Below are 13,928 nucleotides of genomic sequence, written 5' to 3' on the forward strand. Positions count from 1 at the left end.
ATCTGGCCATGGGGTTCCGGTTCGCCGTCATGGGCGGCCGGGAGAACTGGATCCGCACGCTGCTCACCGCCGTCGGCGTCGGGCTCGGCGTGTCGCTGCTGCTGCTGACGACGGCGCTGCCGAGCGCCCTCGCGGCGCGCGATGACCGTGAGAACGACCGCAAGGACCTCACGTTCACGTCCATCGTCACCCCCAAAGCGGACGACACCGTCATCGTCGCCAAGGCGGACACCTCCTTCCATGACCACGACATACGCGGGCGCCTGCTCAAGCCGGACGGGCCGCGCGCGGAGGTTCCGCCGGGTCTGAAGGCGTACCCCGGTGACGGCGAGATGGTCGTCTCGCCCGCCCTGAAGAAGCTGCTCGCTTCCGGTGAGGGGGCGCTGCTCCGTGAGCGGCTGCCCTTCAGGATCACCGGCGTCATCGCCGACGAGGGGTTGCTGGGTCCGGGCGAACTGGCCTACTACGCGGGGCACGCCGCCCTGAGCGAGGCGAACCTCTCGTCCGGCGAGGTCGAGCGGATCGCCTCCTTCGGCACGACCGTCGAGCGGGAACCGCTGGACCCCGTGCTGACGCTGCTCGTCCTGACGACCTTCGTCGTGCTGTTGACGCCGGTGGCGGTGTTCATCGGCACGGCGGTGCGGTTCGGAGGCGAACGGCGGGACCGCAGGCTGGCCGCCCTGCGGCTGGTCGGCGCGGACAGCCGGATGACCCGCCGGATCGCGGCGGGCGAGTCACTGGCCGGAGCGCTGCTCGGTCTGCTCGTCGGAGCCGGGATCTTCGTCCCGGCGCGCGCTCTCTCGGCACGCCTGGAGTTCTTCGACATCAGCGTCTTCCCCGGCGACCTGAACCCGGCCCCCCTGCTGGTCCTCCTGGTGGCCGTCCTGGTCCCGGCCGCCGCCGTCGGGGTGACGCTTTTCGCCCTGCGCGGGGTCGTCATCGAGCCGCTCGGCGTGGTCCGTACGGCGAAGCCCCGGCGCCGCAGGCTGTGGTGGCGGCTGCTGGTGCCGCTGCTCGGTCTCGGGCTGCTCACTCCGATGATCGGTCAGGGCCGGGACGACGGGTACTTCAGCGTCTGGATGGTCGTCGGCGGCACGGTCATGCTGCTCGTGGGGGTCACGGCGCTGCTGCCCTGGGTGGTGGAAGCCGTGGTGATGCGGCTCAGCGGGGGCCCGGTGTCCTGGCAGCTCGCCGTGCGAAGGCTCCAGATGAGCAGCGGTACGGCGGCCCGGACGGTCAACGGCATCGCGGTCGCGGTCGCCGGGGCCATCGCCATCCAGATGCTCTTCGCGGGGGTCGAGAACGACTACACCAAGTTCACGGGCCAGGACCCGTCGCGGGCGCAGTTCGCGGTGCGGACCGACCGGACCGTGTCGCTCCAGGACCTGGACCGCGATCTGGCCGCCGTCAAGGGGGTGACCGGGACCACCGCGCTCTCCCTGGGCAACGTGGGTCCGGGGAAGTCGGAGCCCGAGGACTCGGGCCCGCTGGAACTCGCCGTCGGCACCTGCGCGGCCCTGCGGGAGGTGGCGAAGCTGCCCTCCTGCCGGGACGGAGACGTCTTCTTCATCGGCGACGGCCAGATGGGGACGTACAGCCGCGACCAGGCGAAACCCGGGCGGACGCTGTACATCGAACCGGACTCGGCCGGGGCCGGGGGCTCGGATCTCGCCTGGCGGCTGCCGCGGGGCCTCAAGGAGGCCAAGGGGGCCAGGGACCCGTCCGGAAATGAGCGCGGCGGCCTGCTCGCCACGCCGGGCGCCCTGCCGGAGGGAGCGAGGTCCGCACTCATGGGCAGGGTGTACGTGAAGGTCGACTCGTCGGTACCGGAGGTGCACGAGCTGGTGCGGAACGCCGCGGCGCGGTCCGATGTGCTCGCCGACCCCCAGGTCCTGGTGAGGACGGAGGTCGCCACGCGCTTCGACGCCGTTCGTACGGCGCTGTTCGTCGGCGCGACCTGTGTGCTGCTGCTGATCGGGGCGAGTCTGCTGGTCTCCCAGCTGGAGCAGTTGCGTGAGCGGAGGAAACTGCTGTCGGCCCTGATCGCCTTCGGTACCCGCCGCCGCACCCTGTGCCTGTCCGTGCTGTGGCAGGCGGTCCTCCCGATCGGTCTGGGCCTGGCACTCTCCGTGCTCGTGGGCCTGGGCATGGGAGCGGTGCTGCTGACCATGGTGCAGACGGGTGTGCGGGTGGACTGGATGGGCGTGCTGACGATGACGGGTATCGGCACGGGGGTCGTGCTCCTGGTGACGGCGATCGCCCTGCCGGCGCTGCTGAGACTGATGCGGCCGGACGGTCTGCGTACGGAGTAGCCGCCGGGCGAGGTACGCGTCGGGCCCGCGGGGCCGGCCGGTTTCGGCGGGGACGGGCGGGCGGCCCCGCTCGGGAGGTCGGGCCGGCCGGGCCGGGCCGCTCGGCGGATTGCGGCGGCCCGTCGGCAGGGACAGATCGGTCCGTCGGCGGACTACCGCGGTCCGCCGGCGGGTCAGGCCGGTGACCGGTCGCTCCCCGGTACCCGAGGCGGGCCCTCCCCCAGGCCGCCCCGGTGCCGGGGCGTCACACGCACCGGGAGCGCGGCCAGTTCGCCGCGCAGGGCGTCGGCCAGCTCCTCGTACTCCGGACCGCGCGCCGCACCGGTCCGCATGGCCAGGGCGACCCGCCGGGTGGGCGCGGGCTCCGCGAAGTACCCGGTCAGCAGTCCGCCACCGCGCGGGGTCTCCACCGCCATGGCGGTCCGGGGCAGCAGGGTCACTCCGAGCCCGCCGGCGACGAGCTGGATCAGCGTGGAGAGCCCGGCGGCGGTCGTGGTCACGGGCGCGTCCCGTCGCCCGGCCTCCCGGCAGACGTCGAGCGCCTGGTCACGCAGGCAGTGCCCCTCGTTCAGCAGGAGCAGCGGCAGCTCCCGCAGCGCCTCGCGGGGAATCCCCTCGCACCCGCCGAGCCGGTGGTCCTCCGGGGTGACCAGAACGAAGTCCTCTTCGAACAGCGGAAGTTCGGTGACGCCGTGCACACCGAGCGGCACGGCCAGCAGCAGCAGATCCAGCCGCCCGGCCGCAAGGCCGTCCAGCAGGGACGCCGTCTGCTCCTCGTACACCTGAAGGTTCAGCTCCGGATAGGCGCGGTGCACCAGCCGCAACACGGTCGGCAGCAGATAGGGCGCGACGGTGGGGATCACCCCGAGCCTGAGCACCCCGGTGAAGGGCGCGCGCACCGTCTCGGCCTCCTCCATCAGTTCCCCCACGGCCTCCAGCACGGTCCGGGCGCGCTGCGCGAGCCGCTCACCGGCCGGGGAGAGCAGCACCTTGCGGGTCGTACGCTCCAGCAGCTGTACGCCGAGCACGTCCTCCAGCGCGGAGACGGCCCCGGAGAGCGCGGGCTGACTCATCCCGATCGCGGCGGCGGCATCCCGGAAGTGCAGATGCTCGGCCACGGCGGCGAAGGCGCGCAGCTGGGTGAGGCTGGGCTGTTTGGCCCTGTTCATCGCGGCCATTGATGCCTTCCTCCGATCAATACGGCCGACTTTAATCGACGGCCTCGGTCGCTTCGGACCGGGGGGAGGACAGGAGGGCACATGGGACGCTCGGGCCGGACTCCGCACAGCGGACGACCCCGACTCCGGGACACCGGGACACCGGGACACCGGGACACCGGGACACCGGGACACCGGGACACCGGGACACCGGGACACCGGGACACCGGGACACCGCCCCATCGCGCCGTGCGGGCACGGCCCGCACCCAAGGCCACGGCGGGCGGGGCGCGTTCCGGCCTTCCCCGCGGCCGGGATCATCGGCGATGATCGGCACGGGTCCGGGCCGCCGCTCCGGTGCGGCCGACCACCGCACACGGCCGCGGCCACCGCGACCCGGCGATTGATCGATTCACCGGATCACATTGACCACATTGATCAATTTCACCCGCGATCAACGACATGACATGGTGCATTTGTCCAATCCCTCATTGCACCTTGGAGTAACACCGTGCTCACTGTCGGCGACCAGTTCCCCACCTACGAGCTGACTGCCTGCGTCTCCCTGGAGAGCGGCAAGGAGTTCGAGGTCATCGACCACAAGTCCTACGAGGGCAAGTGGAGGGTCGTCTTCGCGTGGCCGAAGGACTTCACCTTCGTCTGCCCCACCGAGATCGCCGCCTTCGGCAAGCTGAACGACGAGTTCGCCGACCGTGACGCGCAGATCCTCGGCTTCTCCGGTGACTCGGAGTTCGTGCACCACGCCTGGCGCAAGGACCACGACGACCTGCGTGACCTGCCCTTCCCGATGATGGCCGACTCGAAGCACGAGCTGATGCGCGACCTCGGCATCGAGGGCGAGGACGGCTTCGCGCAGCGCGCCGTCTTCATCGTGGACCCGAACAACGAGATCCAGTTCACCATGGTGACCGCCGGCTCCGTGGGCCGTAACCCCAAGGAGGTCCTGCGGGTTCTGGACGCCCTGCAGACCGACGAGCTGTGCCCTTGCAACTGGAACAAGGGCGAGAACACCCTGGACCCGGTCGCGCTGCTGGCCGGTGAGTGACCTGTGTCGCTCGACTCGCTGAAGTCCGCCGTACCGGACTACGCCAAGGACCTGAAGCTCAACCTCGGCTCCGTCATCGGCAACAACGACAAGCTCACGCAGCAGCAGCTGTGGGGCACGGTCCTCGCCACCGCGATCGCCTCGCGGAGCGCCATCGTGCTCCGTGAGCTGGAGCCCGAGGCGAAGGCGAACCTCTCCCCGGAGGCGTACAACGCCGCCAAGTCGGCCGCGGCCGTCATGGCGATGAACAACGTCTTCTACCGGACCCGGCATCTGCTCTCCGACCCGGAGTACGGGACGATCCGCGCCGGTCTGCGGATGAACGTCATCGGCAATCCGGGTGTGGAGAAGGTCGACTTCGAGCTCTGGTCGCTCGCGGTCTCCGCGGTCAACGGCTGCGGGCAGTGCCTCGACTCTCACGAGCAGGTGCTCCGCAAGGCCGGGGTGGACCGTGAGACGGTCCAGGAGGCGTTCAAGGTCGCCTCCGTCGTCCAGGCGGTCGGCACCACGCTCGACGCCGAGGCCGTGCTGAACGGCTGAGCCGGTCACCACGCGTACCCGCCAGAACGCGTACCAGCCCGAGGGCCCCGTACGGCATGTGCTCGCCGTACGGGGCCCTCGGCCGTGTGTCCGCCGGTACGGCGGGTCTTCGGGTCCGGTCTCGGGTCCGGCCTCGGGTCCGGCCTCGGGTCCGGCCTCGGGTCCGGTCTCAGGACGCCAGCAGCCTGCCCGCCGCGAGCAGCGACGCCACCGTCCCGCCCACCACGACGCCCGTGGCCGCGATCAGCGGCACCCGGAGCGCCCAGGTGCGCAGCGCGGTCGAGCGGGAGAAGCGGTCGAGCAGGGCGTCCCGGCCGCGCAGGACGACCAGACCGACTCCCGTCAGCGTCAGCGCCATCCCGGCGCCGAAGGCCGCCACCATGGCGAGCGCGATCGCGACCTTGCCGGTCAGCAGACCCGTCAGCAGGACGAGGAAGGCCGAAGGCGAGGGCAGCAGACCGCCCGACATGCCGAGTACCAGCAGCCCGCGCCAGGTCAGCAGCGACTGGGCGTCGGGAATGTGGTGGCTGTGACCGTGGTGGCCGTGGCCGTGGTCATGCGTATGAGTGTGGGCATGGGTATGGGCATGGCCCTGACCGTGCGCGTGGCCCTGACCGTGCGCGTGGCCCTGACCGTGCGCGTGGCCCTGACCGTGCGCGTGGCCCTGACCGTGCGCTGGGTCGGGCGCGTGGCCGTGGCCCCCTGCGTGGGCATGGGCCTCGACCGGAGCGGGAGCCTGGGCGGGAGCATGCCCGTGAGGGTGGTTCCGCTGCCTCAGATGCCTCCGCAGCAGGCTCACCCCCACCCCCGCCACCACCAGCGCCGCCAGCAGTTGCAGCCAGCCGGTCAGCTCCTCGATGTCCGGCGCGCTGCTCGCCGCCAGCCACCAGCCCACCGCCAGGACGGCCACGGAGAGCGTGTGCATGACCGCCACGATCCCGCCGAGCCAGACCGCGTCACGCGGACGCCCCCGGCCTCCCACCAGATAGCCCGCCGCCAGGGACTTGCCGTGCCCCGGTGCGCACGCGTGCAGCGCCCCGACGGCCGCCGAGATCAGCAGCGCCACGGGAAGGGCCGCCCCATGGTCGAGCAGCGAGGTCAGATCCGTGGTCCAGGCCCAGCCCGAACCGCCCGCCCCGGAAGCGGAGTCCGCCGCGGTCGCGTCGAGTGCCAGGGTGCGCGTGGGCTCCTGGGCCGTGTGCAGGCCGCCGCCTCCGTCGTCGGTCACCGACAGCGTCCGGTAGGCGGGGTTGACGTCCGTGAGCGCGGTGACCGTCAGTTCGATCTCTTCGACCGGCCGGGGGCAGACGAAGCGAAGCTCCAGGCCGTCCGCCCGCTCCACCCGGCAGGTCTGCCCGTCCTGGCGTACGACGAGATGGGAGCGGAGATAGCCGTCCGGCTGCCGCTTCAGTACGGCGACGTCGTCCGCCTGCGCGGACCAGGCCGCGTCGACGGTGGTGCCGTGCGCCTCGATCCGTACCACGGGCGGGGTGCCGAAGGGGTGTGAGGGCTGCTGCGCCTGCGCCGTCTCCGCGCTGCCGAACAGCAGCGCGGAGACGGCGGTCAGCAGGAGCAGCACCCCGGTGCGCAGTGATCGCACGGTGGTGCCGCCCCTTCTCAGTACCGGCGGGCGGCCAGCGAGTGGACCGTGCCGTCGTCCGTGAGGGCGAAGACACGGTCGCCGCTGAGGGAGAGCGCCGAGGCGACGCCCGCGCCGAGGTCGTACGAGGCGACCTGCGTGCCGGTGGCGCGGTTCAGGACGAGGAGCCGTCCGTCCCAGGTGCCCACATAGACATGGGTCTTGGTGACCAGCGGATGCATGGTGGGCGAGCCGTCGCCGACCGTGCAGCCCATGGCCTTGCGCCACTTGTCGTCCAGCGGGCTCTCACCGGGCAGATAGCCCGCCTTGGTCTGCCACACCGGCTTCGACGGGTCGGACGCGGCGGTGTCGTACGCGCGCACGACGCCGTCACGGCCGGCGACATAGGCGACCGAGCCCCAGACGGCCGGGCTGGTGAGCGGGGCGCGCCCCGGCTCGCAGACGCTGCCGCCGCCGACCTTGGACTCCCAGGTGACCGCGCCGGTCTTGGGGTCGTGGCCGCGCGTGCCCCACGTGGTGTGGGTGACGAGCTGCGCCGGGCCCGAGGCCGGGTCGGTGAGCACGGGCGAGGAGTGGCTGTCGATGTCGCCGGCCGTGTCCTTCACCCAGAGCTGCTTGCAGGTGGCGAGGTCCATGGCGAGGACGGTGTTGCTCGACGAGGAGTGCAGATAGGCGGTGTTGGAGCCGGGCTCGCGGATGGCCGTGCTGTGGGTCTGGCCCCAGGAGGCCGCCGCGCCGAAGCCGCCGGGCAGGAGTGCTCCCGTACGGGCGTCACGGCAGCGGATCGTGTTCCAGTCCTGGTAGACGGCGACCGGGCGCTTCTCGGAGCCGGCCAGGTCGAAGACGCTGACCGGTCCGCCCGCGCGGCCGTAGCGGCGTACGGTGTCGCCGGCCTTCGTCTCCCGGTCGATGGACTCCCAGGCGACCGCGCCGGTCTTGACGTCGAGCGCGTACACCCGGCCGACGCCGGTCGTCAGATAGACCTTGCCGGCGTTCACGGTGGGCACGGATTCGGCGTCGCCGTCGAGGTAGGTGCGCCACAGCTCGCGGCCGCTCTTGATGTCGTAGGCGAGCATCATGCTGTACGGGGAGTCGAAGGCGCGGGAGGCGACGATGAGCCTGCCGTCGTCGACGACGGAGCCGTTCAGGTTGAACTGCTCACCGGTGTGCCGGGTCCACTCCAGGTCCAGCTCGGCCCCCGGATCGTCGGCGGACGCGGAGCGGCCGGCCTCGTCGCCGCCCTGGCGCAGCCAGTCCTGCCCGGTGCGCACCTTGCCGAGGTCCTTGTCGGGGACGACCCTGAAGTCGCTCTCGCGGCGCGGGAACTCCTTGCCGCGGGTGTCGAAGACGCGCACCTCGGCGGTGTACGTGCCGGGGCGCAGGCCCTTCAGTTCGCCGCCGGCGCGGGTCCACGCGCCGCGCACCTCGGGGCAGGGCTCGGCCTGGCCGCCGGGTGCGGTGTAGCAGTTCTCGCGGCCGGTGTCGGCGGCGTTCCTGCCGAAGCGGAGCTTCTGGGTCTTGACGACCTTGTCGCGCCAGTCCCTGACGGTGACGGTCGCCTTCTCGGGCGTACGGCCGTCGTCCTCGGCGTAGATCTCCACGGGGATCCTCGCCTTGGTGCCGTGGACGCTGCCCGTGGAGGGGCTGACGAGCGCGGAGTCGTCGTCGATCTCGAACTGCCGGTGGATGCCGGTCACATGACCGGTGTCCTCGTTCTTACGGGTCTTGGGGTCGTCGGTGATGCCGGTGAAGTCGAGGACCTTGTAGTCGGGGCGGGCTCCGTCGATGCCGTAGGTGCCCTGGTTGTTGATCTCGACGGAGCGCTTGAACGCGCCCCGACGGAACTCGGCCTGCTGGTTGTGGCCGGCGGCCACCATCCGGACGTCGTACTTGGCGAGTTCGTCGACCGTGGGCTGCATGCCCGCGCCGGGGCCCCACTGGGTGAACAGGGAGCGGTGGGCGAAGACGAAGACCTGTTTGCCGACGGCGTTGCGGGCCAGGTCGCGCTTGAGCCACTCCAGCTGCGGCTTGAGGCCGCTGGAGTCGTAGTTGTCCTCCAGGACGACGATGTGACGACCGTTGCGGTCGAAGCTGTACCACTCGGGGCCGAGGTTGCGCCGGTAGTACTCCATGCTTCCGGCGTAGCCCTTGGAGACGGCGGTGCCGCCGAAGTCGTGGTTGCCGATGACGGGGTAGAAGGGGTGGCCGAGCTTCCCGTCCTCCAGGCCCTTGCTGAAGAGGTCGTACCCGGCCTGGCGGCGCGGTTCCTCCGCGTAGTCGGTGACGGTGAGGTCGCCGGTCGCGATCTGCATGGTCGCGCCGTCGACCTCGGACATGGCCTGGACCTGTCCGGTCCACTGCGGGAGGACCCGGCGGGCCTCGTCGTCGTTGCGGTTTCCGACCTCGGGGTCGGAGTTCATGACCCACTTCTCGGTGGGGTTCTTGGCGTTGCGGTCGGGGACGAGGGCGAAGTCGACGCCCGTCGCGCCGTTCTCGGGGACCTTCTGGAAGAAGGTGGGGATGTAGTCCTTGCGCAGGGCGGGGGTGTACCCGTCCGGGGAGACGATGTGGACGAGGTCGGTCTCACGCCGCTTGGGGTCGATGTCCAGGGAGTACGAGCCGTCGGAGCGGCTGGTGGCCCAGACGGCTCCGTCGGTCACGTCGACGCCGGGCAGGGGGCGTTCGCCCTTGTCGCGCTTGCCGTTGCCGTTGGAGTCCTTGAAGACGGTGCCCGTGACCTTGACGGTGGCGGGCTCCGCGGCGGTCTCGGCGGCGAAGGCCGCCTGGGGCGCGAGGGAGGCGACGGCGACGGCGCCGGCGGTCGCGAGCTTGAAGCGGCGCGCGGAGGGGCTGCCGGTGCGCATGCCCCGGACGAGGGCGGGCAGCCGCCAGGCGGCGAGCATCAGGACGACGCCGCCCACGGCGACGAGGACGACCGTCAGCCAGGGGAAGGTGGGCAGGGCGTGCACACCGCGGACGTCGACGACCGGGGTGGCGGCCGTGGCGTCGACGGTGGTGCCGTCGAACTCGGTGACGACCTGCGTCAGTTCGCCCTCGGCGAGGAGGGCGGACAGGTCGAGGGAGTCGATCGCGCAGCTCCAGGCCAGCTCGACGACGACACCGCCGGGTATGCCGCCGTTGTCGCCGGGGACGCCCGAGCCGGTGGCGGGGCAGCTCGCGGAGAGCAGTCCGGCGGCCCAGGCTCCGGCCTGGGCCGGGGACACGACGTCCTGGTGGACGACGAGGCGGCCACTGGTGACCTGGTCGCCGGTGGCGACGATCAGTTCGGCGTGTTCGCGCGTGACATGCGCCGCCGCAGGCTGGGCGCCGATGCCCAGCATGAGGAGCAGCAGGCCGAGACAGAGTCCGGCCGCCGTACTTATCCGTTTCATACGACCGGACGCTAGCCACGCGTCACAGGATTCCGGCCAAGATCGAATCGAACTTCACCGGCTGGACCGGAAGTATTCAATCCGGACGCTTGGATGTCACTCGGGGACCGTTCGCGCCGTTCTCCCCCGCGTCACCGCGTACGTATGTCTCCGTACCGGTCCCGGCGGCCGCGTCCTTCAACCAAGCGGCCCCGCCCGAGTGTTCCGCACGGCTCCCGGCGGCCTCGCGGCCGTGCGCCTACTCAGCTCTGGAGCTCCTTCATCAGCGCCCTCATGTCCTCGATGAGCAGGGGTCTGCTGGTGCTCAGATCGGGGGCCATGGTCTCACGGCCGCCCTCGCCCACCAGGTACGCGTTGACGGAGAGGCTCAGCACGGCCTGCCCGTCCAGCACATGGAGGACCGGGTAGCCCCCGTGCACGGCCACATACGCCCGCTCGCCGAGACCTTCGATCCGCGTCAGCGAGGACGTCTCGTCCGTGTCCGCGCCCATGGCCGCGTGCTGTGCGGCGACCGAGGCGTCGAACTGCGGGCCGGGGTCCGTCTTCCGGTGCAGTTCGTAGTCGATCTCGGCGCCGACGCCCATGTTCCTCGGCGTGTCCGGGGTCCCCGCGAAGCTGAGTCGGCAGTTCGCCTTGTCGAGGGCCTCGTCCGCGCGTCCGGTCGGCGACCGCGACTCCGGCATGCCGTGGACGGCGCTCAGGGCCTTCAAGTCCGCGTCCACACAGAGGCTGCGGCTCGTCCGGTACTTCCCGACGTCGGGGTCGTGGTCGCCGTAGACGTCGTACGCGTACAGTCCTCCCGCCCAGAGCGCCGAAGCGGCCACCGCTCCGCTCAGGCCCCACAGCCATGCCCTGAGCGGCGGGCGTTCACGCGGCGGCGGCTCGTCGTGGTCGGGAAAGAGAGGCTCGGGCTCCGAGGAGCCGGGCTCCTCGGACGCGCGCCGTCCGGGGTCCTTCGGCCGGAACACCCCGTGCGTCCGGGGCGCTCCGCCCACGGCGGACGTACCTGCTCCGCCGGACGCCCGGAACGGCTCGAACCCGCCCCGGCTCGACCGGTCGTCGCCGTCGTCGATCAGTTCGGGTTCGGATATCACTACCCCTCCTCCATGGCCGGGTCGGGTGTGCCGACGGGAACCGGCGACACCGCCGGGGACGACCCGATCGCCGTCGCGCCGTGCGGCGCGGGCGTGTCGCGCAGGGCGCGCTCCTTACCGTACGCCCGCAGATAGCCGACCACCGTATTGGTCACCGCCACCAGCGGAACCGCCACCACCGCCCCGCCGATGCCCGCGGTCAGACCGCCCACCGCGACCGCGAGGACGACGGCGAGCGGGTGGACGCGGACCGCGCGCCCGAGGATGAAGGGCTGGAGGACATGGCCTTCGATCTGCTGCACCGCGAGCACCACGACCAGCACCATCAGCGCGGTGAACACGCCGTGGGTGACCAGGGCGACGACGACCGCCAGCGCGCCCGAGATGACCGCGCCGACCAGCGGGATGAAGGCGAACAGGAAGATGAAGACGGCGAGCGGCACGGCCATCGGGACATCGAGGAAGTAGATGCCGAGGCCGATGAAGATCGCGTCGATCAGGGCCACTATCACCGTGCCGCGCACATAGGCGGTCAGGGTGCGCCAGGCTCGCGGACCCGCGCCGGCGACCTGGTCCCGCGCCTGCGCGGGGACGAGTTTGAGGAGCCAGTGCCAGATGCGCTTCCCGTCGTACAGCAGGAAGAGCGTGGAGAACATGGCGAGCAGTATTCCGGTGAGGATCTCCACCATCACGGTCACGCCCTGGAGGCCGGCGGAGGTGATCTCCTCGGTGTTCGTGCCGATGGTCCGGCTGAGGTTCTCGGCGATGTCGTTGATCTGGCTCTCGGTGACGTGGAACGGGCTGTCCAGCAGCCAGATCTTCAGCTCGTCGATGCCGTCCGTGACCCGGGCGGAGAGATTGTCGAGGTTCTCCATGACCTGCCAGACGACGAACCAGCCGACGAGGCCCATCAGGGCGAATCCCGCGAACGCCGTGACCGCGGTGGCGAGGCCGCGCGGCATGCCGAGACGCCGGAGGCGGGCCACGGTGGGCTGGAGCAGCGCGGTGATCAGCAGTGCGGCGGTGAAGGCGAGGGCCACCAGTCGCACTTCGCTGATGACCCGCATCAAGACCCAGAGCGTGCCCGCCAGTACGAGCAGCCGCCACCCTGCTTCGGCGGCGACCCGCATGCCCCAGGGGATCGCGGAGACGGGCTCCGGCGCGGGCCGGGCGGCCGGGGCGTACGAGGGAGGCGGCGGGACCTTCGCCGTGGCAGCCGGGGCCGAGGTTGAGGCTGGTGTTGAGGCCGGGGCAGGGGTTGAGGCCGACTCCGGGGCTGAAGTTGCAGCTGGGACAGGGGTTGAGGCCGGTGCCGGTGCTGAGGCAGGGGTCGAGGCCGCGTCGGGGGCGGCCTCGACGGAGTCCCGGCCACCGGGCCCGCCTTTCGTGCCGTCGGTGCCGCCGCTCGTGTCGCCGTTCGTGTCACCGCTCGTGTCGCCGCTCGTGTCGCCGGTGCTCGTGGGGGTGCCGTCGGCGCCTCCGTCCCCCTTGCCGCCCCCGGTGCCCATGTCATCGTCTGCGGCTTCCGCGCGACGCTCGTCGAGCCGCTCGGCTATCCGGGTGAGTCCCGCGCCCAGCCCGGCGAGCCACTGCGGCAGTCTTGACATGACACTTCCTCTTTCGCCCGTGAATCACCGGCCCCCAAGTCTCCGGGACTCCCGAACCGATGACGGTACAACAACATGACGGAGCCCCTCACCGTATGGACGGTGAGGGGCTCCATGAAGTTGAGCGGCGCGGAGCGCAACCGGTCACGGCATCAGTACCAGCGGTTGGCCTGCCAGAACGACCACGCGCCACAGGGGCTCTCGTAGCGGTTGTTCATGTAGTTCAGGCCCCACTTGATCTGCGTCGCCGGATTGGTCCGCCAGTCGGCACCCGCCGACGCCAGCTTCGAGGCCGGCAGCGCCTGGACCAGACCGTAGGCACCGGAGGAGGGGTTCTGCGCGGTGTAACGCCAGCCGGACTCCCGCTCCACGATGTTGCTGAAGCACTGGAACTGACCCGCGTCCGGGATCATCTGCCTGGCCATGGCCTTGACCTCGGCGATGCTGTACGACGCCTTGGCCGGGAAGCTGGAGGCGTCGCGTCCGGAGGCGGAGGCGGCGCGGCTGGCGCGCTCCTTCGCCTCGCGCTCCTTCTCCGCCTTCACCTTCGCCTCGGCGGCCGCCTTCTTCTGCTGGGCGGACTTCGCGGCCTGGATGCGGGCCGATTCCTCGACCGACTTCTTGGCCGTCGCCTCGGCCGCCGCGGCCTGTGCGTCGGCCTGCTGAGCCACGGACAGGGCCTGGACCTGCGCCTGCTGGCCCACGGGTATGTCCGCGAGGAGGGTCGCGTCGGAGGCGGCCGACTCGAGATTGTCGCCCGAGGGCTGGGCGTTGCCCGAGGCGACGCCCACGACTGCTCCGACGGTGGTGACCGCGGTGGCAGACGCCACGGCGAATCCCCGGACCGAGATCCGGCTCACACGGTTTCCTTCCAGCATCACCCGCACAGGTGACCCCGCGGGCGAATCGTGCCCCTGGCGCTGGCCTCCCACTGCTTGGGTCACAGGAGGCACGGGCCCGTGGCCGACTCCCTCGCGGAAGCGGCCGTACAACTCGCGGGCGGCAACACGACGGCAGGTTTGGAATTATGTGGTGCGTTGCACCCTTGGTGGTGCGTGTGTGTCGTGTGCGGGGCCTGACGGAACCAAGACTCTGCCGGAGCGGCCCACCGCAAGGCAATTAATCACTGGGTGTGAAAGCTCACACGTTTTTCACTCCGA

Annotated in this window: 9 protein-coding genes; 3 read left to right on the top strand and 6 right to left on the bottom strand. The window is 71.2% G+C overall.

Translation table 11 applies throughout. The features are described from left to right. Positions 1-8: 8 nt before the first annotated feature. Complete coding sequence (locus ACWEFL_RS11380) at positions 9-2,312, top strand: ABC transporter permease (RefSeq protein ID WP_451710825.1); 2,304 nt, start codon at positions 9-11, stop codon at positions 2,310-2,312. 173 nt (positions 2,313-2,485) lie between these two features. Here ACWEFL_RS11380 and ACWEFL_RS11385 read toward each other — a convergent pair whose 3' ends face one another. Then, positions 2,486-3,490: a LysR substrate-binding domain-containing protein gene (locus ACWEFL_RS11385; RefSeq protein ID WP_451710467.1), complete on the bottom strand. Its 1,005-nt coding sequence runs from the start codon at positions 3,488-3,490 to the stop codon at positions 2,486-2,488. 490 nt (positions 3,491-3,980) lie between these two features. Between ACWEFL_RS11385 and ACWEFL_RS11390 the strand changes: the two genes are divergently transcribed. Both ACWEFL_RS11390 and ACWEFL_RS11395 read left to right on the top strand, forming a co-directional pair. After that, positions 3,981-4,535, top strand: coding sequence for a peroxiredoxin (locus tag ACWEFL_RS11390; protein WP_451710469.1), 555 nt, complete (start codon positions 3,981-3,983; stop codon positions 4,533-4,535). A gap of 3 nt (positions 4,536-4,538) precedes the next feature. Next, the gene (locus tag ACWEFL_RS11395; RefSeq protein WP_451710471.1) at positions 4,539-5,075 is read left to right on the top strand and encodes an alkyl hydroperoxide reductase; all 537 of its coding nucleotides are present in this window, start codon (positions 4,539-4,541) and stop codon (positions 5,073-5,075) included. Between the two features lie 169 nt (positions 5,076-5,244). On the opposite strand, the gene ACWEFL_RS11400 is transcribed toward ACWEFL_RS11395, so the two are convergent. From ACWEFL_RS11400 to ACWEFL_RS11420, 5 genes are all read right to left on the bottom strand, one after another. Beyond that, positions 5,245-6,675 (bottom strand): nickel/cobalt transporter, encoded by a 1,431-nt coding sequence (locus ACWEFL_RS11400; RefSeq protein ID WP_451710473.1) that lies wholly within the window; start codon positions 6,673-6,675, stop codon positions 5,245-5,247. A 17-nt stretch (positions 6,676-6,692) separates the two neighbouring features. Beyond that, entirely contained in the window at positions 6,693-10,067 is a 3,375-nt protein-coding gene (locus tag ACWEFL_RS11405; protein ID WP_451710475.1) for an outer membrane protein assembly factor BamB family protein, read from the bottom strand. A 242-nt stretch (positions 10,068-10,309) separates the two neighbouring features. Further along, on the bottom strand, positions 10,310-11,161 hold the full coding sequence (locus tag ACWEFL_RS11410) for a hypothetical protein (protein WP_451710477.1): 852 nt from the start codon (positions 11,159-11,161) through the stop codon (positions 10,310-10,312). Beyond that, positions 11,161-12,768: an AI-2E family transporter gene (locus ACWEFL_RS11415; RefSeq protein ID WP_451710479.1), complete on the bottom strand. Its 1,608-nt coding sequence runs from the start codon at positions 12,766-12,768 to the stop codon at positions 11,161-11,163. The genes ACWEFL_RS11410 and ACWEFL_RS11415 overlap by 1 nt, the downstream gene beginning before the upstream one ends. A gap of 152 nt (positions 12,769-12,920) precedes the next feature. Then, positions 12,921-13,628, bottom strand: coding sequence for an aggregation-promoting factor C-terminal-like domain-containing protein (locus ACWEFL_RS11420; protein WP_451710480.1), 708 nt, complete (start codon positions 13,626-13,628; stop codon positions 12,921-12,923). Positions 13,629-13,928 lie beyond the last annotated feature (300 nt).

It is taken from the genome of Streptomyces sp. NPDC004838 (assembly GCF_053600955.1).